The following is a 24,377-nucleotide window of genomic DNA, read 5'->3' as shown; positions in this document are numbered from 1 at the left end:
ACAGGAAAACCACTGCTAATTGACCATAATACAACCTAGATTCCGCAGGTTGTTATAGGAATTTTGAATATTTTTTTAGCGGGATTTTAGAAAAAATTAGGTAAAAACCTTATAAAGTAATGTTTTTACCTTAAATCAACTCTTTTATTGATATATCTAGGTTTCAGGTATTTTTAGCATTTAAGGTATTTCACTTGCTAATAGTGGGTTTGGAGCTATTTTAGCAGTGAAAAATCTGAAAGTACCCATAACAGTCCTATCATCCTCATTTATAACCAACTATTTATGAACTATTAACTAATAGTATGAATCTTTAAGAAATTAGTACCCCGTGTATGCTTAGTAGGAATACCACCTACAATCAAAATTTTCTCTCCTGGTGCAGCTAAATTCATTTTCAATAAATAATTCTGAGCTTGTGCTGTTAAATCTTCAAAAGACTCAACTTCTTCATTCAGTAGTATTGGTTTCACTCCCCAAATCAAATTTAAACGATGATAAACTTTTTCATTTGGAGTAAAGGCTATTACAAAAGCTTTTGGACGTTCGCTAGCAGCTAAACGTGCAGTATAACCAGAACTGGTAAAAGCAGCAATACAACGTAAAGGTAGAATCTTATCAATAGTATTGAGTGCTTCACTCAGAGCGTGAGTTTCATCCGTTTCTGCTGGTGGATAATTAACAAACTCTGTATCCTTCTCCACATCAGCAGCGATACGCGCCATCATTTCTACCGCCTTAACCGGATACTTACCAACCGCCGACTCTCCAGACAGCATTACTGCATCAGTACCATCAACAATAGCATTTGCCACATCACTTGCTTCAGCACGAGTAGGTCGGGGTTCATGAATCATACTTTCCAACATCTGGGTAGCTGTAATTACCGGAATACCTTTTTTATTGCACATCCGAATAATCTGTTTTTGCAACATCGGGACCTTCTCCGGACTCATTTCTACTCCCAGATCTCCCCTTGCTACCATTATACCATCGCATTCTGCTACAATAGCTTCTAAGTTAGCGATCGCTTGTGGCTTTTCGATTTTTGCCATCACTGGAACATCTGCACTTTTTTCTTTCAAAATTGATTTTAGAGACACAATATCTTCAGCACTACGGACAAAACTCAATGATATCCAGTCTACCCCCTGAGACAAACCAAATTCTAAATCTTTTTTATCTTTTTCTGTCATCGAAGGCAAAAGCAAATTCAAACTTGGTAAATTCACTCCTTTACGACTTTTGAGCAAACCACCTGTAATTACCTGGCAAATTACAGTATTTCCCTCAACTGACTCAACTTGTAATTCCAATAACCCATCATCTAATAATACCTGAGTCCCTGGTTTTGCTTCCTCTGCCAAATAGGGGTAGTCAATACCAACTATTCCTGGTTGATGAATATCATCAGCTAATGGTACTAAAGTTAGTTGTGCTCCTTCTTCTAATGTTATTGCACCATCCGAGAGTTGACCTACTCTAATTTTTGGCCCTTGGAGGTCTTGTAAAATAGTAATAGGAGTATCCAATTCTTTAGATATGGAACGCAACAGAGAAACTGTGTGAGCATGGTCTTCATAGCTACCGTGGGAAAAATTTAGTCTTGCTACATTGAGACCTGCTTCAATTAATTGTTTAATTATTTCTGGAGAATTACTGGCAGGGCCAATAGTTGCCACAATTTTAGTCCGATGAAGTATAGACATAATAATTAATTGTCAAATTAGGGTAGATTTTTTCTCTGACAGTCTACTATTCTATATATTTTTTTCATTAGTTTTGCATAAATTGTATAGTTATATTATAACCTTTTATTAACCTAATTTTAATCAACAAAACTGACTGAAATAGCTAAATTTATACTTAATGAATTGGTATAAAAAAAATTAAAATTAAGGTTAGTTTAACCTCTACAAATTTTCAACAAGAGATTTGCCCATGGGAAGATCTGATTAAATTCAGAAAGACAATGAGTCAATAGCTCATAGCTAATAACCAAGTTACGACCCATGAGACTAACTGATGGGTATTAGCTCCATATTCCGCAGGAAATGCTTACTAACCAACTTTTTTTGCCATTAAAACAACAGCAGCGCGAGCCTCAACCCGATACCTAACACCAATAACTTTTGTAGCTGTATCTAAATCATTAAAATCTCTAGGAGAAGAAAAAGCAGTATTAACAATTAAATACCAATTTTCTCCTCTTTCCAAAGGTGGTAACTCAAACATTAGAGGTTTCCAATAAGCATTCAACATAATATGAAAATATTCACCTTCTTTCTCCTCATAGGAGATGGCAGAAAGTAGCCCTGGATGCCTTAAACTAAAAGCTAAAGTACGAGAATCTTTCCACCAATCAGGTTTAGCAAAATGTACTCCATGCCAACTAATATTAGGTACTTTATTCGGGTCAATTTCTTCTTCTTTGATCGCTAAAGATAACTCTGCTTTAATCTCTTCAAGATATAACTCTGGCGTATCCGCTCCCACAGTAGCTAAAACCCGATCGACCCGCATAATTTCTAACTCTTGGGTGAAATTAATAATCCCTTTGACAAATCGTAATAGATCGGTTTGTTTCTCAATTTGACTCCAATCAAACCAACTAAGTTCATTATTCTGACAATAACCATTATTATTACCCAATTGAGTTCGCCTGACTTCATCTCCCATCAAAATCATTGGCGTACCCTGGGAAAAAAACAATACAGTGAAAAAATTCTTAATTTGTCGCAGCCTTAATACTTCAATTTCCCGTTTATCTGCAACTCCTTCAACTCCACAATTCCAACTAAAATTATGATTAGCTCCATCCCGGTTATCCTCACAATTTGCTTCATTATGTTTTTCATTATAAGAAACTAAATCATTCATAGTAAAACCATCATGGCAAGTAATAAAATTAATACTATGATTTGGTTCCCGATCTGGTTGAGGATAAATATCAGGACTACCCATAATTCTTGCTGCTAACTTATCAACTATCTTAGGATCACTTTTGACAAACTGACGAACATCATCACGATAATGTCCGTTCCATTCAGCAAAGCGATCGCCAATAAACGAACCCACCTGATAAAGTCCTGCTGCATCCCAAGCTTCGGCAATAATTTTTGTTCCTGCCAAAACCGGGTCAGACTCAATTGCCCACAAAACAGGAGGATCTTCCAAAGGGTCGCCTGTTACACTCCGAGACATAACAGATGCCAAGTCAAACCGGAACCCATCAACGTGCATTTCCCTAACCCAGTAACAAAGACAGTCAACAATTAAGCGATGTACAAAAGGATTATTAGTATTGAAAGTATTGCCACAACCACTATAGTTAGTGTAGCCACTAGAATCATCCGCTTCCAAAATGTAATAAGCCGAATTTTCCAATCCTCGGAAAGAAACAGTCGGTCCGTTTTCATTACCCTCCGCAGTATGATTAAACACCACATCCAAAATTACTTCTATTCCTGCTCTATGCAAAGCTTTAACCATATCTCGGAACTCATCCATCGCTCCAAAAATATCTTGGCGAGAACTATAATTGTGGTGAGGAGCAAAAAAGGCGATCGGACTATAACCCCAATAGTTAATTAGGGGTTCCCGCACATCTTGTTCATCAAATTGTTGTACGGGTAATAATTCCACCGCAGTAATTCCCAATTCCTTGAGATAAGGAATTTTTTCTATTAACCCAGCAAAAGTACCCCGTTTTTCAGGAGCAACGCCAGAATTAGGATTACGAGTAAATCCACCAACGTGCATCTCATAGATAACTGTAGTAGGGTAGGGAGTCTCCAGAGGTTTGTCGTCTTCCCAATCATAAGTAGTTGGGTCAGCTACTACTCCTTTGAGAGCGTAAGCACAGTTATCACCATAACCCGTCGCAGCTTCACGACTATACTTTTCTTGTCCCACTACTACTCTAGCATAAGGGTCAAGTAAAACTTTTGTACCATTAAACCGATGACCTTTTTCTGGGTTAAAAGGTCCATAGACTCGATAAGCATATATTTGTCCCGCTCCAATACCAGAAATAAAAATGTGCCAGTAATGATGAGTTCTGTGTTGTTTTGGGTCCAGTAAAATTACTCGCTCTGGTTTAGCTGCTAATGGTTCATCAAATAGTAGTAATTCTATTGCCGTAGCATTTTTGGAGTAGATAGAAAAATTTACTCCTTCGGGGTCTTGACAGACAGTGGCGCCAATAGGAAAACTATTACCGGGTAAGATATTAAGATTCATAATGTTTGACTTATTAATTGTTAGATAACTTGAGTAATTTTATACAATAAAAATAGATGTAGATATTTAAAAAAAAATTTGGGAGTAAAAATTTATGTATGAAAAAATTTTAGTTGCCATCGATACATCTGCCATTGGCGATCGCGTCTTTGATACAGCTCTAAAGTTAGCAAAAATTGGTAACTCAAATCTGATGTTAGTTCATATTCTCTCGGAGGAAGCAGAAGAAAGTCCTATCAGCTTTTGGCCAATGAATATTGGTTACGATCCAGAGATGATGAAAGAATATCATCAGCTTTGGGAAAAGTTTGAGAAAGAATGTTTACAAATGTTGCAATCAAAAGCAAGTGCAGCAAAAGATGCTGGCTTTCAAACAGAATTTACCCAAGTCAGAGGTAATCCTGGTCGGGAAATCTGTAAACTAGCCCAAGAATGGAGTGCTGATTTAATTGTTATGGGACGTCGTGGACATTCAGTTTTTAGTGAATTGGTATTGGGTAGTGTCAGTAATTATGTTATCCACCGTGCTCATTGTTCTGTTCATGTTGTACAGGATTAGCTTTTTTTTAGTTAGTAATCAGCAATTATTCATTGATATTTAGTAATGAATAATTGCTGAAGGTATGAGTTTATAATAACAATTTATGGAATATTGAGGCCGAAGTAAAAGTTAGTAAGTTATGAAAAATTAGGAGTACAATATGAATCGACTAAAACATTATTTTATGAAGATTAAGAGATATATAAATAAATTTTTTCAAGATATAAGGAGTATATATTTTGTCCGGCAGTACACCTACTCCTATTGTAAGTATTTAGCTGTCAGTTATCAGCCATTAGCTGATAGCCAGATGTAGTCTGAATAATAATAAGTAGACCTCTCTAGAAAAGAGGGAACAGGGAACAGGGAACAGGGAGAAGTAATTGATAATTTATGGATAAGAATTGATTTTATTTTTGATTTTCACCAGATGTCTAGTAGGTAGGCGTTAAAATTTATTGTTATATGAAGGCAGAAGGGAAGAGCTTTTAGAGCTACTTTACTTTTTGTTACATAGTTAGTTTTTTTCGTGCCTACCTACTTAATTAAAAATATTAGTAAAAGCACATAGTTGACCAAATAATTAATAATTAAATAATTCAGGTTCAAAGCTACCCCTTTCAAGGAAAAAAGGCGGTTGTTTTACTGCCGCATAACTCCACAATTTGGTGGCTTGCCAACTTAAATTGGGGATTGGCTCTGCAAGAGCAGGTTTCCCTTCCCTCTGGTCTCGAAGGGCACGCCATATCCAATCAACCAAGAGAAAAGAAAAATTTTTCCCTTTTGCGTCAATCCTTATATTACAGTAAAGGTAATTGTTTCGGCTGTCGCCGAGATGAAAATTATTAATTGCTGAACAGACCGTATCTATTTGTCGTTAATTTTTATTACGGACGGCTAATCGCTGATAGCTGAATGCTTATCAATTGAGATGTAAATTAAGGTAATACTTTTATTTAAACTATCTCTAAAATATAGATTTTTTTCTGATAATTTGGATACAATAATTAGTATCAGCCAAAATAATTAACTTTTTAGCAAATTATGTATCAAAAAATTCTAGCAGCAATGGACACATCGACAGTAGGCGATCGGGTTTTTGCCACTGCTTTAAACTTAGCAAAACTCAACAATTCCCACTTAAAACTATTGCACGTTTTATCTCCAGAAGAAGAAGACAGTCCCATTAGCTTTGGAGTAGTTTCTAGGGAATTTAACAAAGAATTGATTGCAAAATATCGACAAAAATGGGAAGATTTTGAAAAACAATGTCTAGAAATGTTACAGTCACGGGCTAACGAAGCTACGACAGCAGACGTAAGTACAGAATTTATCCAAGCTGAAGGTGTACCAGGCAAGCAAATATGTAAAGTTGCCGAGGAGTGGGGTGCTGAACTAATAGTTATGGGTCGTAGAGGACATTCTGTTTTTAGCGAACTGGTTATAGGTAGTGTGAGTAGTTATGTAATTCACCGTGCTAAATGTTCAGTATTAGTTGTGCAGAAATAACTCTTGTTGCTAAAGTGGAGAACTATATAAGAGAGTATCAAACTATTGTAGGGATGGGTTTAGATTTAAGCCTCCCTCTACAATAGTTTCAACTATTTTCACCCTTAAAAATATCAAAGTCCCGAATTAGTATTATCCCCGGATATTCCTGATTGCTACGATAAGCAATCTGTCAAAAAGTCAGCAGAAATAACCAATCACCTTAATAATTCTTTCCTTTGCACCCAACTTCAGCAAGCGATCACCCTTATCATCGTGCCCATAAACTTTCACTGTATCAGCGATCGTTCCAAAGACCCTACCATCAGTTGTCAACATCTGAACCAAAACATCTGAACCACCAACAACTATCCCTGCCAAAGTATCATTTTGCCTGGTAAACTGAAAGGCATTTTGACCAATACCACCGCGATTAGCTGGTCGCAAAGCAGTAACAGGAATTTGCTTACCATAACTCTGTTCAGAAACTAACAATAAATTACTTTCTCCATCCAAAGTTACACAACCTACTAACTCTTCTTGTTTCCTTAATCTAGTTGCTTGAGAACCTTGAGCAGTACGCCCCATTAATGGTAATTGTTCGTCATCTATTTCTAATCTTAATAATCGCCCACCAGAAGTTGCTAAAACCACTTGTTCTCCAATTTTACCCAGATTAGCATAACGTAATTCATCATCTTCTTTAAGTTTAATTACTGTCACACCACGATTTGTCAGCTCACTTAAATCAGACAAAGATAAACGTTTAATCTTGCCATTTTGAGTCAACATAATTAAGTCTTTATGTTGCTCTGCTTCATTTAAAACAAATTGAGCAACAATAATTTCACGACGAGTATCTTGAATTTCTTTTGTTGCTGATGGTGGTAGTAAGGTTACTAAAGGTACGCCTTTATTTTCATTTCGTGTTGTTGAACGGTTAGAAGCAGCAGGAATATCATTTACTTTCAGAGGATATGCTTTACCAGTACGAGTTAATAATACTAAAGTTTTGTCAGTAGTTGCCTCAATTATATTAGTAGTAAAGTCTTCACTATTTTCGATAGTAATATCAGATTTTTTATCAATTTTATGCTTCTCAAATCCTTTAGAAGCAAGTCGTCTGATATATCCTCGGTGGGTAAATTCTATGACAACTTTTTCTATCGGTGGCGGTGCAGCTTCCAAAGTTAAAATTTGTGATTCAACTGTCGTACTTTTTGATTTTATATTTCTACCTTTGGTTTGTCTATTTGTTTCTTGATTACCAGTTTCTAGATTACTTTTCTGTTGAGAAATAGATGCCACATTATCTGCATTTTTAGATTCTGCTTGGTCAATAATTCGAGTCCGTCTCGGGTCGTTATATTTACGTTTTAGGGTTCGCAATTCTTTTTTTAGCGCTTTGAGCAGTTGATGGCGATCGCTCAACAAATTTTCTAACTCTTGTATTTTCTCTATTAGTTGCTCATATTCTTCCTCTAACTTTTGTTTCTCCAAACCAGTCAGTCTCCGCATTGGCATTGCTAGAATAGCATCAGCTTGATTTTCACTTAAACCCAAACTTTCTTGGAAGCTAACTTTAGCAGTGCTGCCATCAGGTGCATTTCTGAGAATATCAATTACTGTATCCAATTCTGTTAAAGCAGTAAGCAAACCCTCGACAATGTGACATCTAGCTTGAGCTATTTCTAACTCATGGGTGTAGCGACGGGTAAGAGTCTGTTCCCTAAAACTGAGAAATTCTTGTAAAAGTTCTCGCAAAGATAATTGCCGTGGTTGTCCATCAACCAAAGCTAGCATAATAGCACCAAACTTAGAAAGTAAGTCAGTATGTTGGTAGAGATGGTGGAGTACAACACTAGGGTCAACTTCACGTTTAAGTTCGATGACAACTCTAATACCAGAGCGATCGCTCTCATCCCGCAGATCGGCAATACCTTCTATCTTGCCAGCATTAACTAAGTCTGCCGTTTTTTCGATCCAACCAGCTTTATTAACTTGGAAAGGCAACTCCGTCACCACGATAGCTGTTTTTGTGCGTCGTCCACGACCTGTAGGAACTTGCTCAATAGTGGCCACACCTCTGATGGGGATGCTACCTCGACCCTTAGTATAAGCATCAATAATTCCACCTGTGGTGACAATTTCTCCTCCAGTGGGAAAGTCTGGCCCGGGAATTAATTGAAATAGCTTTTGATCCGAAACATTCGGATTGTCAATTAAAGCAATGAGGCCATCTACTACCTCACCTAAATTATGTGGTGGAACATTAGTCGCCATTCCTACAGCAATACCAGAAGAACCATTTAGTAATAAAAATGGTAGTTGTGCAGGTAATACTTTAGGTTCTTGCTGGGAACCATCAAAGTTGTTGGTAAAGTCAACTGTAGCTTCACCAATTTGAGTCAGTAAACCTTCATTACCAATTGATGCCAAGCGACTTTCTGTGTAACGCATGGCGGCGGCGGGGTCATTATCAATGGAGCCAAAGTTACCGTGGCCATCAAGCAATGGATAACGAGTGGAAAAATTTTGAATCATCCGCACCATGGCATCATAAACAGCTTGGTCACCGTGGGGATGATATTTTCCGAGAACGTCTCCAACTACCCTGGCGCATTTCCGAAATGGTCTATCTGGAGTGAGACCAAGTTCGTGCATGGCGTATAATATTCGGCGATGAACTGGTTTTTGTCCATCTCTAACATCTGGCAGAGCACGGCCAACAATCACACTCATGGCATATTCAAGATATGATTGCTGCATTTCGATATGGAGTGCTGTAGTAATAACTTGTCCGGAAAGTAAATTTAATTGTTTGGCCATGAGTTAGTATTTAGATAGGTAATAGGGAATATAAATTAGTATTAAACTGTACCTCACCACCCTAAAAATTGCTGTAAAATAATTAATTTGGAGAATTTTAGGCATATTGTTAGAGAATTCAGGCAAAGTAAATTTGATATGCTATTTTGCTAAGGCTAAGTTCTTAGATTCTGAAATAAACAGGAGTTGAAATATAATTAGATAAGTACAAAGTTTTGCTACTCAAGGAAAGCATTTTTCTGAGATATTAGCCAGTTATTAAAACAGTTAAAAGTTATTAGTTATTAAGACATAGCAGTGGGAAATGGGCGAAGTGCCACTAATATCACCACTAAATTATTGAAATAATATAGTTATTTAACTTAAGAATGAAAAACTTTTTATGCTGAAATCCTTTGATAGAAAGAAATGTCTGTCTCAATCTAAACTTAAACGACTATATCTATATATTTAAGTCTTAAACAAACCTGTTAAGAATATTAACTGTTCACTGATGAGTAATATCTAATCAAACATAAAGGTTTTGGAGGTCAACCAACCTGTGGTTTAAACTCTAAGTTTCTTGGCTAGAAAAAAACTAAGTTTCACCCCTTTGAGTAGGTTCAAAAAAATTTAGTTGAGTGATTAAAATGTTTGATATTATCTCTGTATAGGTTCTCTTTGTGGCCTGATTGATGTTATCTAACCTCAGCAAACATTATAATTAAGTATAGGAATATCAAATATTTAATTTAGTGCTGATAGTAAACTATGAAAGTTAGTAAATGAGTAACTCAATAGATATCCATAATGGTAATTTTTTTCTCAGGTTCGGCAAATGGGCAGAAAAATGTTTGAAGATAGTAACTAACATAGCTAAAATCCTTCGATCATAATTGATTAGAGAAAAATTTATTTATGTTTAATTAAACACAAATTTTAGATGAAAACTCAAAATATTCCCTATCCAGTACCCCAAAGCTCAACTGGTATTTTTAAGACTAGACAAATCAAAATATTTGCTATGTTAGCTGATATCTAGTTGAAACTATGTCAAGGTATAGTAAATTAACTTCAGTTATGCTGAAGGAATTTAACTATTACCTTTAGCATTACTAAATGCTTAAAGGCAAGTTCAATATCTTAATACAATATATTTCCTAATTTTCAAATTGTCAGTAAGTATGAGTTTTGAGATTTGAGGTTGATCTTTTGGAGTTGATTGTGCAAGTATTTACAGGATACTTGTTTAATCATAATAGCAGCCAGAAAAAAAATATACTCTCAAGTGGTTTATCCTAATATTATCTGACTATTAGGCTTCTCTATGGGCATCTTAAAGTCCAAAAATTGACACTGAAGTATTAGAAAAACGGCAGACAATAGCTGTTTATTAGTTTAGAAAGCCAATGTTTGAGTATTTAATTCGTTTTATTTGAAACAAATTAACCATTACTGGCTTCTCCTATGTAATTTAGTCTAAACTCTATGATGGCAGTCCTTACACTCACAGGTATTTTAGCAGGAGACTTATATGAAAACTGTTTTAATTGTAGAAGACGATCAGGTTAATGCTAGGGTTTTTTCCAAGATTTTGACTAAAAGAGGTGGTTTAGCTGTTAAACATACAGAAGATGTGGAAGAAGTAGTGAAAATGGCTAAGTCAAAGGAAGCAGATTTGATTTTGATGGATGTTTCTCTAGCTCGTAGCGTTTATCAAGGTAAAGCTGTTGATGGCATTAAAATTACTCAAATTCTTAAAGCTGACCCTCAAACAGATAAACTACCAATTATATTAGTGACCGCTCACGCTATGGCAGGTGATCGAGAATCTTTTTTGCGGGAAAGTGGCGCTGACGGTTATATTTCTAAGCCAGTAGTGGATCATCAAGAGTTCATCAATCAGATCAAGTCATTGCTCCCAAATGATTGATTCCGGGAAAATGGCCTCGAAACTTTGGAGTTAAAATAGATGAGGTTTCAATCATTAATAATTAATAATTAATAATTACCTCTTCTTAAAAAGAAGAGGATTGGTTAAAAGGAAATTTTTTTCTTTTTTATCCCTGAAAGTAGAGGCTTTAAACCTTAATTTTTCGGTAAAAGCAGAAGCTTAAATCTTACCATTATCTACTTAAACATACTTTTTTTTCAAGACTTACCATGGTATATAGTCAATATTAATTTGACTCTTAAAACATTTAGGTGGAGTTCCTAGAGATTTTAAGCCTGTAGAAAAGATATATAGCACTACGTCTTTTGGCGTTTGACAATAAATTTGGGTTTTAAGGGAAAAGGGAATAGGGAAGAGAGGAATGTTCTAAAATATTTGCGTAGCGCTATATAGCTATGTGCAACTCAAAAGTCAAAAGTAATCTCTAACTGAGTTTTTTCTGGGGAAACGCTCTACGTTTTATGTTGTCTAGCAACACGGGATTTAGGAATGTCCGTACCCGAAATTTCTACTGCTATACCTTCAAGTAAAGCGTAGGTGTTTCTTACCAAACCCTAAAGATGAAGCACCGAAGCACTCTCCAAGGATAAAACCTGTGTTTCAGCAAGTTCAGCAGAGCAGATAAATATTTAAGCTACAAGTATTGGAGCTAGACTCCGACACATCTCAATCTAATCACAATTAGCGATCGCTGAGAACTTCACCATAAGAAAAACCTGGAGCTGCCAGAACAAAAACTGTACTAGGAAGACCAACAGTTTTAGATTGCAAATCCTGATAATATTCGGTAAAATCCTCTCCTGGAGTCCGAATACCAAGGAAAATCAAATCGGCATCCTGAGAAGACTCATGTAAAATATCATAAAAAGGCCGACCTTTAGATACCAAAACTTGAGAACTTGCACCAATGCGTAAATCTTGAATCACATTATCAACATTTGTTTGGGTTGCTTGAGCTGCACTTTCTTCAGGAACTACCAGTTTCAAATGAATTTCAGCATTTCGCCAATCCATATCTGTACGCAATAAATAGGCCAAAAGTAACATTAAGCCACCATTATTTTGTAAACCACCCCACCAAACATCAATTCGACGATATTGACCAAAACCACGATCGTCATCTTCTCGGAAAATTACCACATTTTTCTTGGCTTTATGAATATGAGCAACTAACTGACAGTAGCGATCGCGGCGAGAAGGTTCCTGACTGTCTCCAAGGACCACTGTATTCGGTGTCAGTGGTCCAATACCATAAGTTTCTACCAAGAGTTTTGCCCCATCAAAAAAGTCTGTAGCTGTTACAACTCTCACCAATACTTGGACTCCACGCTTTTCCAAATACTCACGAATAGTATCCTGCATATCACTCTGCTGAGAAACATCCCGAGATGAACTGGGCAAAACACTACAAACCGTAATCATCCCTCGGTTATGAGTTAGGTCATCTGCAAACTGAATTAATGGCCAGCGTTTTTTAGGTATCCCAGACAGCACCAAAATATGGGGACGCCAGTTTTTAGTATCTTCTTCACCAATCTGAAAAATCCCTTCCCGTACCAATGCCATCCATATTCCTCGTCTGGCATCTCCCCAAGTTGTCTCTAACTCCCGTCGTTGTAGCCAGATAAAGATGGCCAGCACTATGACAGCAGCAATAACTGTAGCTACAGCATTAATCAGAAACATCACTGCCAAACAACCCAGAGCACCCAGCATTGATAATGACCAATGAACTTTAAATGTAGGGCGAAAAGAGGGGCTTTGTAAAAAGCCTTCTATACCTGCTGAAACATTCAAAACCAAATAGGTAGTCAAAAAGAACATTGTCAACACTGGGGCAATAATATTTAAGTCTCCAATACAGACTGTGGCAGTAGCAACTCCTAATGTTACTGCTGTACCAATCCGAGGTTCATCATTAGGCCCACTACCATTGCCGAGAAAAGATAAACAACGCGGTAAAACTCCATCCCTGGCCAAAGCCTGTAATACCCTGGGAGCACCCAAAATACTACCAATAGCACTGGAAAGAGTTGCCCCCCAAACTCCAAACAAAATAGCTGGTCCCCAAAAAGCCATTTCTTTCATAATCAAGGGGTTTTCTATTAAGGTACTAGCATCTGCCCTCATGGCCATAACAATTGGTAGTATCATGTAAATCACATAACCTGTACCAACTGCTGCCAGAGTACCTGTAGGAATAGAACGGCTAGGTTCTCGCAAGTCCCCCGACATACTTACTCCTGCCATTATTCCTGTTACCGCTGGAAAGAAGACAGCAAAAACATTCCAAAAAGGTTCTGATGATTGGCCTGAATCTGCCCAAATTTCTATAGTTGTTGCTTCTAGAGGATGTCCAAATGCAAATGAAATTAGGGATAAGATGATCGCTCCCATAATCAAATACTGGGCTTTAATAGCAATTTCTGCCGAAGTCAAGGCCAATACTGCCACGGCTATTGTGGTAATCAAAGCTACATAAAGTTGGTTAAAGCTACCAAAAGCATCTATAATACTCTCTGCAAAACCAATGGTATAAAGTGCAACAGAGAGAGCTTGGGCAAAATAAAGGGGTATTCCTACTGCACCACCTGTTTCCAGACCTAGAGACCGACTAATCATATAGTAGGCACCTCCACCTCTAACTATTCTGTCTGTGGCGATCGCGCTAACTGACAAAGAGGTGAGAAAGGTAATACTTGTGGACAGAGTAACAATAAGTAGAGTCCCCAATAAACCTACATTACCCACTACCCATCCAAAGCGGAGGTACATAATTACACCCAAGATTGTCAAAATTGAGGGAGTATATACACCACCAAATGTTCCTAAACCTTTATCATTACTACCTTCGGGAGAAGTTTTGGGAGTTGGTTGTGTTTCTTCTGGTAGATTTGCACGTTTAAATAGCTTCATAAATCTAATAAATTGGAATATTTATACTTCTAATTCAAGTCATCTATCATTTCTGGCAATTAGCACATCGCTTATCAGCTATCGGCTTTTTTTTTGACTTAATCTTGCTGTTTGACAAGGGTAGTTCATTTATTTAATTAACGGGAAAAACGTTATAATCAAATAGCTGTTCTGTATATTTTTGTTCCTTATCTAATGTTTCAGCTATTGAATATAAGATTTTAGATAGTATTCCGGTTCAAAAATATAGCATATAAATAAATAATTATAGAACTTAGGCAAAAAAACCCGGTTGCTAGGATAAATCCTTAGTTTGAAAAATAGACATCTACACACATAATATGGTTTCTAGCTTCAGTCATGACTCAAATAGGATTACTATATGTAGTAGATATCTCCGATGATTAAAAATCAAATCAATTCCATACGCAGAAATCATTAATTCTTTCCCCCTACTCCCTACTCCCTCTTTTTCGGAGAGGTCTAGTAGATATTGTGAATTAAAACAACGTCTTAGTTTATGTAGTGTTTATAACTCATGCACTGCCTAACTTCTGGTCTTAAAACTTTGTAGCTCATTAATTACAAAACTGCTGTAAATTAGAGAAACTTTTCAAGCTAACTTTCTTTTTTGTTGATTAAATTGTTTATATTGATACTTTTATACAGGTATTTTTTGGTAATCAGGGACTTAGTTTTTCCCAGTAGTTAGGAAATAAGTTTAGTTTTAATAATCAAAATAGCTCCTGATAATGAGTTTGCTAAAAATTGTGCTTCACCAGAAATGTCCTTCACCCTAACCGCTTGATGCTATAATTATATAGATTGAAATACCGAAGCTAGAAAGAAAAGTTCTCAAACCAACGAGAAGCCTAAACTAAAACCCTGTAGTAATGGAAGCAAAGTAAAAACAGCTAGGAAAATGAGAGTCGAGCTATTCATCTAACACCTAAAAAAAAATATCAAAAACAGTAGGTGCAGGACATCCACAAACTGAAGCTAACCATCTGAACTACTTTAGATAAAACAAACTCTGGCAAGAAAACCTTGCAAGAGCAGAGATAGTTAAGCGGACTGATAACACATTAATCTCTCTTTAGCTGAAGCTAAAAGGCTTCCAAACTAACGATTTTTTTGAGTTGATTTGATTAAATGCCTACTTCCCGTCTGTTAACACTGATTTTAGGTCTCTGCCTCATTTTATTACTCATAATTTGGCTGATTAGTTCCCTATCATGGCTATACAGTCAAATTTCATGGTATGCACCTCCAGTTTTGGCCAACTTGTTAGTGCTACTTTTAGTTATTCTGATTGGAATTGTTATTTTTGCTTTCGTTTATTATCTAATATTATATACAACTCCCAAAAGTAAACGGCGAAAAGGATCAAAAGCTAAGGTTAAGATTCCAGTTGTTAAATCTGAGGCTGCGTCCGAATCCCTTAAGGCAGTCAAGCAACAAGTAATTCAAATACAAGATGAAGTGGCCAGACAAGCATTATTGAGCCGTTCACAAGAAATAGAGGCCAGTTTAGCACGAGGTGATGTCAAAGTTGTAGTCTTTGGTACTGGTTCGGCAGGTAAAACTTCTGTGGTAAATGCACTCATAGGTCGAATGGTAGGGAGGGTAGAAGCACCTATGGGATCAACAAAGGCTGGAGAAACCTATCATCTGAAAATGCAGGGATTGGAGCAAGAAATTTTGATTACTGATACTCCAGGGATTTTAGAAGCAGGAGTAGCAGGTACAGAAAGGGGTCAACTGGCACGAGTTTTTGCTACAGAGGCTAATCTATTATTGTTTGTAGTTGATAACGATTTACAAAATTCAGAATATACTGCTCTGAAAAGTTTGGCGGAGATTGGTAAGCGATCGCTGGTGGTTTTTAATAAAATAGACCTGTATACAGAGGAAGACAAAGAAGCGATTCTTGTTAGACTTAGGGAAAGATTACTAGGAGTTGTTAGTAAAATGGATATTGTGGCGATCGCTGCTAATCCCCAATCAGTTAGACTTGAGAGTGGAGAAATGTATCTACCAGAACCTGATACTATGCCTTTAATTAGACGCATGGCTGCTGTTTTGCGGGCTGAAGGAGAAGATTTGATTGCAGATAATATTCTATTACAATCTCAACGTTTGGGGGAAGAAGCAAGACGTTTAATTGATACTCAAAGACGACGACAAGCAGATAAAGTTGTTGAAAGATTTCAGTGGATCGGGGCGGGTGTGATTGCAGTTACGCCATTGCCAGTGGTGGATGTGTTGGCAACTGCTGCAGTTAATGCTCAAATGGTAGTAGAAATTGGCAAAGTTTATGGTTGCGAATTGAATTTGGAAAGAGGTCAAGAATTAGCAATGTCATTGGCAAAAACTCTTGCTGGTTTAGGTATTGTGGAAGGGGTAATCAAAATTATTTCTACAGCTCTACAATTAACTGTAGCAACTTTTTTAATTGGTAAAGCTATTCAAGGAGTAAGTGCAGCTTATTTAACTCGAATTGCTGGCAAGAGTTTCATTGAATATTTTCGTCAGAATCAAGATTGGGGAGATGGTGGGATGACAGAAGTTGTACAAAGACAATTTCAATTGGTTAAAAAAGATGAATTTGTTAAGTCATTTGTGAAAGATGCTATAACTAAAATTGTTGAACCTTTAACTAATATTTATTCTGCTGATGAAGAGGCTGAAACTGAGGAAGAATATTATGAGGAAGAGGCAAAAATAAATTATCAACCTCAACCTAGTAAAAAAGTAGATGATTATGATGATTGGGAAACAGAAAGTAGAGCTAAAAGAGAAGATTGGTAATTTGAAAAAGGAAGGTAAACTATAATATTTTAGTGGTTTTTAGGTACTACTAAGTATAAAACCATTTATAAATACAGGCTTCAAGCTTTTGCATCTTACCTAACCCCACCAAAAAAATTATTCAGCTCGGTACTATTATACAATTGCAGTAGCAATATTGCTCAGATCCTCAACCCAGAAGCATTTTTATTGCTACATTCTTAGCGAATTGGTAAGCTTTAGGAAATCGAGTTTCCAAGTAAAAAATTGCTCTATTTTTTAACTTATCGCGATCCTTAGGGCAATGAACATTAAAAGAGTTGATTTTACGTAAATTTAGGGGTTTATGCTGACGCTGAAACAGCATAAAATTAGTAGAAGCAGGAATAAAATGAGAGGTGAATGAACAACGAGATACTTCCATATTCTTAGTTTGTAGACTGCCATGAATAGTTCTTGCTGCCCAAAATAGCACATCACCCTTACGCAATGCTGGAGCATGACATTCGAGTTTTTCTTCAGCGATAATTTTTAGCACTAAATCTTGGTATCGTGAATGGTTAAAAGCGATATCTAAATCACCACTATTTTTGGCCATTTCAATTTTATGACTTCCTGGATAAACGTAGAATCGTCCTGCCCCTGGATGAATATCTTCTACGGCAATCCAAGCTGCAGTCATTCTGCCGATCTCGGCAGAATCTAAATAGTATGTGTCTTGATGTGCTGCTGTTGCAGAATTTCCTTCAAAATACATACTCTGGACTAATATACCTTCTTCACCTAAGATAGTCTTAACGGCATCGTAAATATTGTTATGAGTAATAACTGATAATGCTGCGTTCTTAAAATTTGGAAAATCTTTAGCTCGCAAATCCTGAATATTTAGTAGAGGGTTAATCACATAACCATTTTCTGTAAATTTATTTTTCTCAGGACTAGCTGTTGTTTGCCGATATATATATCCTTGATATGTCTTTATTTCTTGATCAAAAGTTATTTTTACACGATCGCATAACTCTTCAGGTATCAGGTTGCGAAATACAACATACCCATTTTCCTGATAATAATTTTGTATTTCTGATGGTTCTTTGAGTTTCAAATATATATCTGATTCTTCATCGATCGTTACTGGAATACTGATTTCAATTCCTCCGGGACTAGCAATATTAAAATTATTGTCTGTAAGCATTTGTTTACCTAGCCTGTATTAGCAAATGTTTATTTTTATTCTATGCCCCATATTGTCTCTGGAGGACAAAATCAATATAGCATAAATTTTTACCAAAACTCAAAAAGTTTTAGGTAGTAGGTGTTAAGTAAAAATACGCTTGATATAAAGTAGTTATAAAATAAGTTACTGATAGGGAAGGCTTTCTGTTAGTTTGTTGCTCATTGGTATAAATTTGCGAAAGTTTGAATAATGAAAGATTTCAATATTTTATTAATTAAATTTTTTTTGATTAGCTCTGTATCAGTATATTTACTACTGTTTATGATAGTTTTATCCACAATAACTATCTATGATTTAACACCTACAAAAAGTGGTAAAATACTCAGGATAATATGAAACTCACCCACATTCTAAAGCTACATTAGCTAGTAGGTTTAGTTGCGTGAGCGCAGCTTGTCCGCAGTATAAACCAAACAAATATAGGTGTTTTTTTTGTTGTGCTACCGCTTAACAAAAGCTATATAGCAATCCCCTGTATATTTGTGTATAAAAATCTTGCCGCTTTTAGGGAACAGGGAACAGGGAACAGGGAACAGGGAATAGGTGGGAGTTTCAGTTGTTTTATCTACTTTTTGATTACCCGCAACCTATGCACGGATTGCTATAGTATTATAATTAATTATCCGAACTTGATATTACTCCCTTTCTCCTTCTTATACCAATTGACTCTAAAGATGTCACAAATAGTTTTAAACTAAAGATTGTAAAATAATTTTATGAAATTACTGTGGCGTCAAAGTTTTGAGCCTATAAAATCCTTGATTTATGACTTTTGACTTCCGTGAAACGATATTACTTCTAACAAAATGAAAGATGAATAATTACCAATACCAAGTAGGAGGTAGTCTCCCAGTTGATGCACCTACTTACATTAAACGACAGGCAGATGATGATTTTTATCTAGGGTTAAAAGCTGGAGAATTTTGTTATGTTTTGAACTCGCGACAAATGGGAAAGTCTAGTCTGCGAGTGCAAACTATGAAACGTTTAAAAGCTGATGGAATTGCTTGTGTGGCAATTGATTTAACTGCTATTGGTAGTCAGGATATTTCTGTGGAACAATGGTATGCGGGTATTATTTATACTTTGGCTAGTAATTTGGAGATTTTAGATATATTTGATATTAGTAATTGGTGGAGTAATTTATCATTTTTGACACCTATTCAAAAATTGAGTCAATTTATAGATACAGTTATTTTGCCGGGAATTAATCAAAGTCTAGTTATTTTTGTGGATGAAATAGATAGCACTCTAAGTTTGCCTTTTTCGATAGATGATTTTTTTGCTTTAATTAGAGCTTGTTATAATAAACGAGCCGATCGTCCTAATTATCAAAAGCTGACTTTTGCATTATTAGGAGTAGCTACACCTTCAGATTTAATTAGTGATAAGAATCGTACACCTTTTAATATTGGTAGAGCAATTCAATTAACAGGTTTTAAACTTCATGAAGCAACGGCATTAGCTCCAGGATTAGTAGCAAAAGCTGATAATCCATTGGCAGTTTTAAAAGCAATTTTAGCTTGGACAGATGGGCAACCATTTCTCACACAAAAAATCTGTAAATTGGTAATAATGTCTCCTTTTCCTATTGCAGCAGGTGGGGAAGAAAAATTAGTAGCAAATTTAGTTCGAGTCGAAATAATAGAAAATTGGGAAGCCAAAGACGAACCAGAACATTTAAAAACGATTCGCGATCGCCTGCTAAAAAATGAACAAAAAGCTAGTCGTTTGTTAGGACTTTACCAACAAGTTTTACAAAATAATTCTCAGACTTATATTAATATTAATCCTGGAGATAGTCTGGAACAAATAGAACTAAATCTCACAGGATTAGTAGTTAAAAAAGAAAGAGGATGGAGAGTCACAAATCAGATTTATCAAACAATATTTAACCAGGAATGGGTAGAAATAGAATTAGCAAAATTACGACCATATAGCCAAGCGATCGCTGCCTGGTTAATATCTAATCAACAAGATAAATCTAGACTTTTACGAGGGCAAGCATTACAAGAAGCATTAGAGTGGAAAATTGGTAAAAACCTCAGTACAGAAGATAATGATTTTCTGGCAGCAAGTCAGGAATTAGCTCTAGCAGAAATGCAAAAAGAGCTAATAGCAGAAAGACAAGCTAAACAAATATTAGAAACAGCCAAACAAACAGCAGAAAAATTACTGCAACAAGCCAAACAAGCACAACAAAAAGCCGAACAAATGTTGGCGGAAGCTAAAGCAGGAATTCAAATTGAAAATTCTGGAATAGAAGCCTTAAAAAAATTTGCAGCAGGTGGGAGAGAAATCGAAGCATTACTCATCGCATTGGAGGCAGGAAAAACTCTCAAAAAATGGGTAAAAGACGGTCGTAAATTAAAAAATTATCCAGCCACAAAACCCATATTTGCCCTACAACAAATTCTCCATAAAATTCGAGAGCGAAATCAATTTTTAGGGCATCGGCGCAGTGTTAATAGTGTTACTTTCAGCCCCGATGGTAAATATATTGCTACTGCTTCCACTGACTGTTGTGCTATTTTGTGGAATTTTTCTGGCAAACAAATAACAAAATTTAGAGGTCACAAACACACAGTCAACTCAGTAACTTTCAGCCCTAACGGCAAACACATAGCCACCGCATCCACTGATGGCAATGCTATTATTTGGGATTTATCTGGAAACAAAATCCTCACTCTTCCAGAAAAACAAAGTATATCAGATATCTGTTTTAGCCCTTGTGGGCAATTCATTGTCACCGTCTGCTCCCATAACAAAGCCAGACTTTGGGATACACAAGGCAACCAACTTACAGAATTTAAAGGGTTGCCTGGAGGATTAAGTTGTCTCAAATTTAGTCCTGATGGCAAACACTTAGTAATTGCCTCCAGCACTGGTATTGCCAAAATTTGGGATTTTGTTGGTAACTATCCCCTAGCAGAATTGACAGGACATCAAGACCGAATTAACTGCATTAGTTTTAGCCCTGATGGAGAAATTATCGCCACTGCTTCCAATGATGGCACAGTGAAAATCTGGAATTTATTCGGATATCAGATAGCAGAATTAACCGGACATTACAAACGAGTAAACAGTGTCAGTTTCAGTCCTGACGGCAAAATATTAGCCACTGCTTCTGCTGATGGCATCACAATATTATGGGATTTAGATGGAAACCAAATAGACAAAATTGAGGGGCATCAAAAACCAGTAAATAGTATTAGTTTTAGCCCCGATGGCAAATATTTAGCGACAGCTCTAAGTGATAAAACTACCAGGTTATGGGATTTATCACCGCAGCAGACTATTGAGTTGAGGGGGTATGAATGTCGAATAAACTGTGTTAGTTTTAGCCCTAGTGGGGAGTACCTGGCAACGGGTGCAATTGATGGCAATATGGCTTTGTGGAATTTATCTGGGGAGCAAATATCTATTCTGAAAGCACATCAAGAATGGGTGAGAAGTGTTTGTTTTAGCCCTAATGGTGAGTATATCGCCACCTCATCTAATGATCGCACTGCGAAATTATGGGATTTATCGGGAAATTTAATTGTTCAATTTGCAGAGCATCAACGCACGGTGTCAAGCATAAGTTTTAGCCCTGATGGTAACTATATCGCTACTGCGTCAGCGGATGGAATAGTAAGAATTTGGGATTTATCAGGTAAAAAAATTGCTGAATTTCTAGCTCACTACCGTTGGATAAGAGGACTGAAATTTAGTCCTAACGGTAATTATTTAGTTACTGCTTCAGATGACTACACAGCCAAACTGTGGGATTTATCAGGAAAATTGATAACTGATTTTAGGGGGCATCAGAATGAGGTGAAGAGCGTGAGTTTTAGCAACAATGGTGAATACATTGTTACAGGTTCTGGAGATTACACAGCCAAATTATGGGATTTATCCGGGAAAGCGATCGCTCAATTTTTGGGTCACGAAGGTTGGGTGTTGACTGTTAGTTTCAGCAACAATGATGAGTATATTGCTACGGGTGCGGGTGATGGTACGACAAGACTTTGGGATTTAAACGGAAATTTGTTAGGACTATTTGAGGCAAAGCAGGAGAAAATTACCAGTGTGAGTTTTAGTCCAAATGGGAAGTTATTAGCTGCTGCTTCTGATGCTGGTGTTGTGCGACTGTGGCGGATAGAAACTCTCGATGAATTATTAGCGCGTGGTTATGAGTGGTTGAAATATTATTTGGCATCCCATCCTGAATTGGGAAATTAGGAGTTATGAAAAAGTCTTTGTTTGTAGTTGCGCTTCAGCGCTCCTAGACTTATGTATGTATGATATCAAATCCGTTTGAATACTTATTGTATATTTGGGGGATGGGGGGATAGGGGGATGGGGTGATGGGGTGATGGGGTGATGAACATATACTATATAACCGGATTCTGTATGAGGCGCTAAAGCGCAATAACGAGCCAATTTTTTTTCCTAGATGTCTATTGTTCAAAGTTCGCGTGCGTAAGTCATGGCTTTAATTTATGGAGAAACTGACTATAAGCTTGATTAATAATTTGCATTTTCAAAATAGCTTCTTTATCCCCATTTACATCTGGATGATATTGTCTAGCTAAACGACGATAAGCTAACTTCACTGTTTCTGCATTTGCATTTGGCATCACATCCAATATTTCCCACCATTCCCCAGAGAAAGATACCATACCATCCGACATCACCTGATGCCAAATTTTAATATTTTTGCCGTTACCCCCAGTTACTAAACAACCATCACTGGAAAAAGCTACTGGATAACTACCTGCCAAAGTTTGCAAAAGTTCTCCACTAGACAAACGCCAAATTTTTACGGTGCCATCTTGACTACCACTAGCAAGCATTTCTCCATTGCCACTAATAGCAATAGAAAATACTGGTGCTGTATGACTAACCAAAGTACAAATTAATGACTCTGTTTCAATATTCCAAATTTTGATTGTAAAATCTGTACTACCACTAACAAGGATATTTTCAGTGGGATGAAAAGCTAAAGATGTTATCCAACCAGAATGTTGTTGCAGAATACGGGGTGGTTGATAACTGTTGATATTCCACAAGCGAATACTTTTGTCAGCACTCCCACTAGCAAAAGTTTTACCATCCTGACTCCAAGCAACTGCCCAAATTTTATCTGTATGACCGTTAAAAGTACGTTTGAGTTTTCCTGTTTCTACTTCCCACAGTCTAATAGTTTTGTCAGCACTCCCACTAACAAGATTTTTACCGTCTTTACTGATAGCTACTGCAAATACTGAGTCTCCATGACTGGTGGGAGAGTTGGCAGGGAAAAAAGTCTGACAATGTTTTTTAGTATCTATATTATATGTGGTTATTTTTCCCTCGAAGTTTCCGCTAACGAGTATGGGAGTTTTAGTATTGAGGGCGACAGTTTGCACTTCCTGTGAAGATCCGAAAAAAGTGTAGAGACGTTTACCTGTTTTGATATTCCAGAGACTAACAGAGGAGTCGCTACTTGCTGTGGCAAAAGTCTGACTATCAGCACTAACAGCTACAGCATTAATTGAGGCGGTATGTGCTTTGATAACTTTTTTACATTTCCAAGCTAATTTTTGCTGTTGTTGTAACTCTGAATTTTCTGTGGGTGGGGAAGAAAAATTTGATTGATTTTGCCAACCTATATTTTTCTGAAGTTGTGCTAATTCTGCCTCTATTTCTAGAGCGGTAAATTTTTGCTTTGTCTCTATTTCAGCTAAGACAGGATCTAATTCTATTATAGTTTGATTATAAGCTTCTTGCCAAGAAACTCGATCTGAAATGTTCCTCTCTATGCGCTCAAAAGTTGCAAAAGAATAAATTATTCGCTTTTGTGGGGATGAGTTAATAGCTTGAAAAAATCCATAAAGACCAAGACCGACTACTCCACCTAAAGTTGCCATTGTTCCCATCCCAAGACTAAAAGCAGTTCCTCCAACACCTAAACCCATACCACCAAGAGTAGAAGAAAGGGTGACTCCTCCATAACTACCCATACCAATAAAACCAAAAGCAGTAGGATCTGATTTTGTCATAGCTTTGACTGCGCCATAGGTTGCTGCACCGACAACTGCACCAGCACCAATAATAGGAGTTGCACCGATACTGATGCCTCCAAAACTACCTATTAATCCAATATTGCCGACTGTAGTAGAGAAAGTTACGCCTGTTGCTGCACCTGTAGATGTAAAAAAGAAACTTTCCGGTAGGTTATTGTTCATTGGTCTCTAGAATTCTATATGAGAAAAAATTGGCTTTGATTTAATCATAAGGGTTTCTTGATAGGGTCTGCATCAGTGGATATACGAGTTTTTCCTGGAAAAAAATAGCGATCGCCTTTTAACAGAGAATTGATTTGAATGGATAAGGAGGTGAGCATAAATAAACGCAACAAGTTTAGGGCGGGTTTAATG

General features: G+C 36.7%; 11 protein-coding genes. 5 read left to right on the top strand and 6 right to left on the bottom strand.

What is annotated here, in order from left to right; genetic code table 11:
- Positions 1-293 precede the first annotated feature (293 nt).
- Together pyk and glgX are read right to left on the bottom strand one after the other, a co-directional pair.
- A complete protein-coding gene (gene pyk / locus ACP6PM_RS31925) occupies positions 294-1,709 on the bottom strand; it encodes a pyruvate kinase (protein WP_426590887.1) in 1,416 nt (471 codons plus the stop codon).
- Positions 1,710-2,061: 352 nt separating this feature from the next.
- Positions 2,062-4,242: a glycogen debranching protein GlgX gene (gene glgX, locus ACP6PM_RS31920; protein WP_426590886.1), complete on the bottom strand. Its 2,181-nt coding sequence runs from the start codon at positions 4,240-4,242 to the stop codon at positions 2,062-2,064.
- A gap of 94 nt (positions 4,243-4,336) precedes the next feature.
- Between glgX and ACP6PM_RS31915 the strand changes: the two genes are divergently transcribed.
- Both ACP6PM_RS31915 and ACP6PM_RS31910 read left to right on the top strand, forming a co-directional pair.
- A complete protein-coding gene (locus ACP6PM_RS31915) occupies positions 4,337-4,801 on the top strand; it encodes a universal stress protein (protein WP_426590885.1) in 465 nt (154 codons plus the stop codon).
- Positions 4,802-5,827: 1,026 nt separating this feature from the next.
- Positions 5,828-6,292, top strand: coding sequence for a universal stress protein (locus tag ACP6PM_RS31910; protein WP_426590884.1), 465 nt, complete (start codon positions 5,828-5,830; stop codon positions 6,290-6,292).
- Positions 6,293-6,472: 180 nt separating this feature from the next.
- On the opposite strand, the gene ACP6PM_RS31905 is transcribed toward ACP6PM_RS31910, so the two are convergent.
- Positions 6,473-9,100 (bottom strand): DNA gyrase/topoisomerase IV subunit A, encoded by a 2,628-nt coding sequence (locus ACP6PM_RS31905; RefSeq protein ID WP_426590883.1) that lies wholly within the window; start codon positions 9,098-9,100, stop codon positions 6,473-6,475.
- 1,513 nt (positions 9,101-10,613) lie between these two features.
- Here ACP6PM_RS31905 and ACP6PM_RS31900 point away from each other — a divergent pair.
- Entirely contained in the window at positions 10,614-11,012 is a 399-nt protein-coding gene (locus tag ACP6PM_RS31900; protein WP_293095378.1) for a response regulator, read from the top strand.
- A 702-nt stretch (positions 11,013-11,714) separates the two neighbouring features.
- Here ACP6PM_RS31900 and ACP6PM_RS31895 read toward each other — a convergent pair.
- Entirely contained in the window at positions 11,715-13,949 is a 2,235-nt protein-coding gene (locus tag ACP6PM_RS31895) for an amino acid permease (protein WP_426590882.1), read from the bottom strand.
- A 1,152-nt stretch (positions 13,950-15,101) separates the two neighbouring features.
- Here ACP6PM_RS31895 and ACP6PM_RS31890 point away from each other — a divergent pair.
- On the top strand, positions 15,102-16,760 hold the full coding sequence (locus tag ACP6PM_RS31890; RefSeq protein WP_426590881.1) for a YcjF family protein: 1,659 nt from the start codon (positions 15,102-15,104) through the stop codon (positions 16,758-16,760).
- A gap of 169 nt (positions 16,761-16,929) precedes the next feature.
- Here the strand turns inward: ACP6PM_RS31890 and ACP6PM_RS31885 are convergent, their stop codons facing one another.
- Entirely contained in the window at positions 16,930-17,931 is a 1,002-nt protein-coding gene (locus ACP6PM_RS31885; RefSeq protein WP_426590880.1) for a phytanoyl-CoA dioxygenase family protein, read from the bottom strand.
- A gap of 855 nt (positions 17,932-18,786) precedes the next feature.
- Between ACP6PM_RS31885 and ACP6PM_RS31880 the strand changes: the two genes are divergently transcribed.
- On the top strand, positions 18,787-22,197 hold the full coding sequence (locus ACP6PM_RS31880; protein ID WP_426590879.1) for a WD40 domain-containing protein: 3,411 nt from the start codon (positions 18,787-18,789) through the stop codon (positions 22,195-22,197).
- Between the two features lie 245 nt (positions 22,198-22,442).
- Here the strand turns inward: ACP6PM_RS31880 and ACP6PM_RS31875 are convergent, their stop codons facing one another.
- Positions 22,443-24,185 (bottom strand): WD40 domain-containing protein, encoded by a 1,743-nt coding sequence (locus tag ACP6PM_RS31875; protein ID WP_426590878.1) that lies wholly within the window; start codon positions 24,183-24,185, stop codon positions 22,443-22,445.
- Positions 24,186-24,377 lie beyond the last annotated feature (192 nt).

The sequence above is a fragment of the Dapis brunnea BLCC-M229 genome (assembly GCF_050015995.1).
In the GTDB taxonomy this organism is placed as follows: domain Bacteria; phylum Cyanobacteriota; class Cyanobacteriia; order Cyanobacteriales; family Microcoleaceae; genus Trichodesmium.
Note: the sequence above shows the minus strand (reverse complement) of the source record. Positions and strands in the feature narration are given on the sequence as shown.

Excerpts from the sequence above, each read along its gene's own strand:
- ACP6PM_RS31885 (WP_426590880.1), bottom strand. The coding sequence starts at position 17,931 with ATGCTTACAGACAATAATTTTAATATTGCTAGTCCCGGAGGAATTGAA.
- pyk (WP_426590887.1), bottom strand. The coding sequence starts at position 1,709 with ATGTCTATACTTCATCGGACTAAAATTGTGGCAACTATTGGCCCTGCC.
- ACP6PM_RS31895 (WP_426590882.1), bottom strand. The coding sequence starts at position 13,949 with ATGAAGCTATTTAAACGTGCAAATCTACCAGAAGAAACACAACCAACT.
- ACP6PM_RS31905 (WP_426590883.1), bottom strand. The coding sequence starts at position 9,100 with ATGGCCAAACAATTAAATTTACTTTCCGGACAAGTTATTACTACAGCA.
- glgX (WP_426590886.1), bottom strand. The coding sequence starts at position 4,242 with ATGAATCTTAATATCTTACCCGGTAATAGTTTTCCTATTGGCGCCACT.
- ACP6PM_RS31875 (WP_426590878.1), bottom strand. The coding sequence starts at position 24,185 with ATGAACAATAACCTACCGGAAAGTTTCTTTTTTACATCTACAGGTGCA.
- ACP6PM_RS31900 (WP_293095378.1), top strand. The coding sequence starts at position 10,614 with ATGAAAACTGTTTTAATTGTAGAAGACGATCAGGTTAATGCTAGGGTT.
- ACP6PM_RS31890 (WP_426590881.1), top strand. The coding sequence starts at position 15,102 with ATGCCTACTTCCCGTCTGTTAACACTGATTTTAGGTCTCTGCCTCATT.
- ACP6PM_RS31910 (WP_426590884.1), top strand. The coding sequence starts at position 5,828 with ATGTATCAAAAAATTCTAGCAGCAATGGACACATCGACAGTAGGCGAT.
- ACP6PM_RS31915 (WP_426590885.1), top strand. The coding sequence starts at position 4,337 with ATGTATGAAAAAATTTTAGTTGCCATCGATACATCTGCCATTGGCGAT.
- ACP6PM_RS31880 (WP_426590879.1), top strand. The coding sequence starts at position 18,787 with ATGAATAATTACCAATACCAAGTAGGAGGTAGTCTCCCAGTTGATGCA.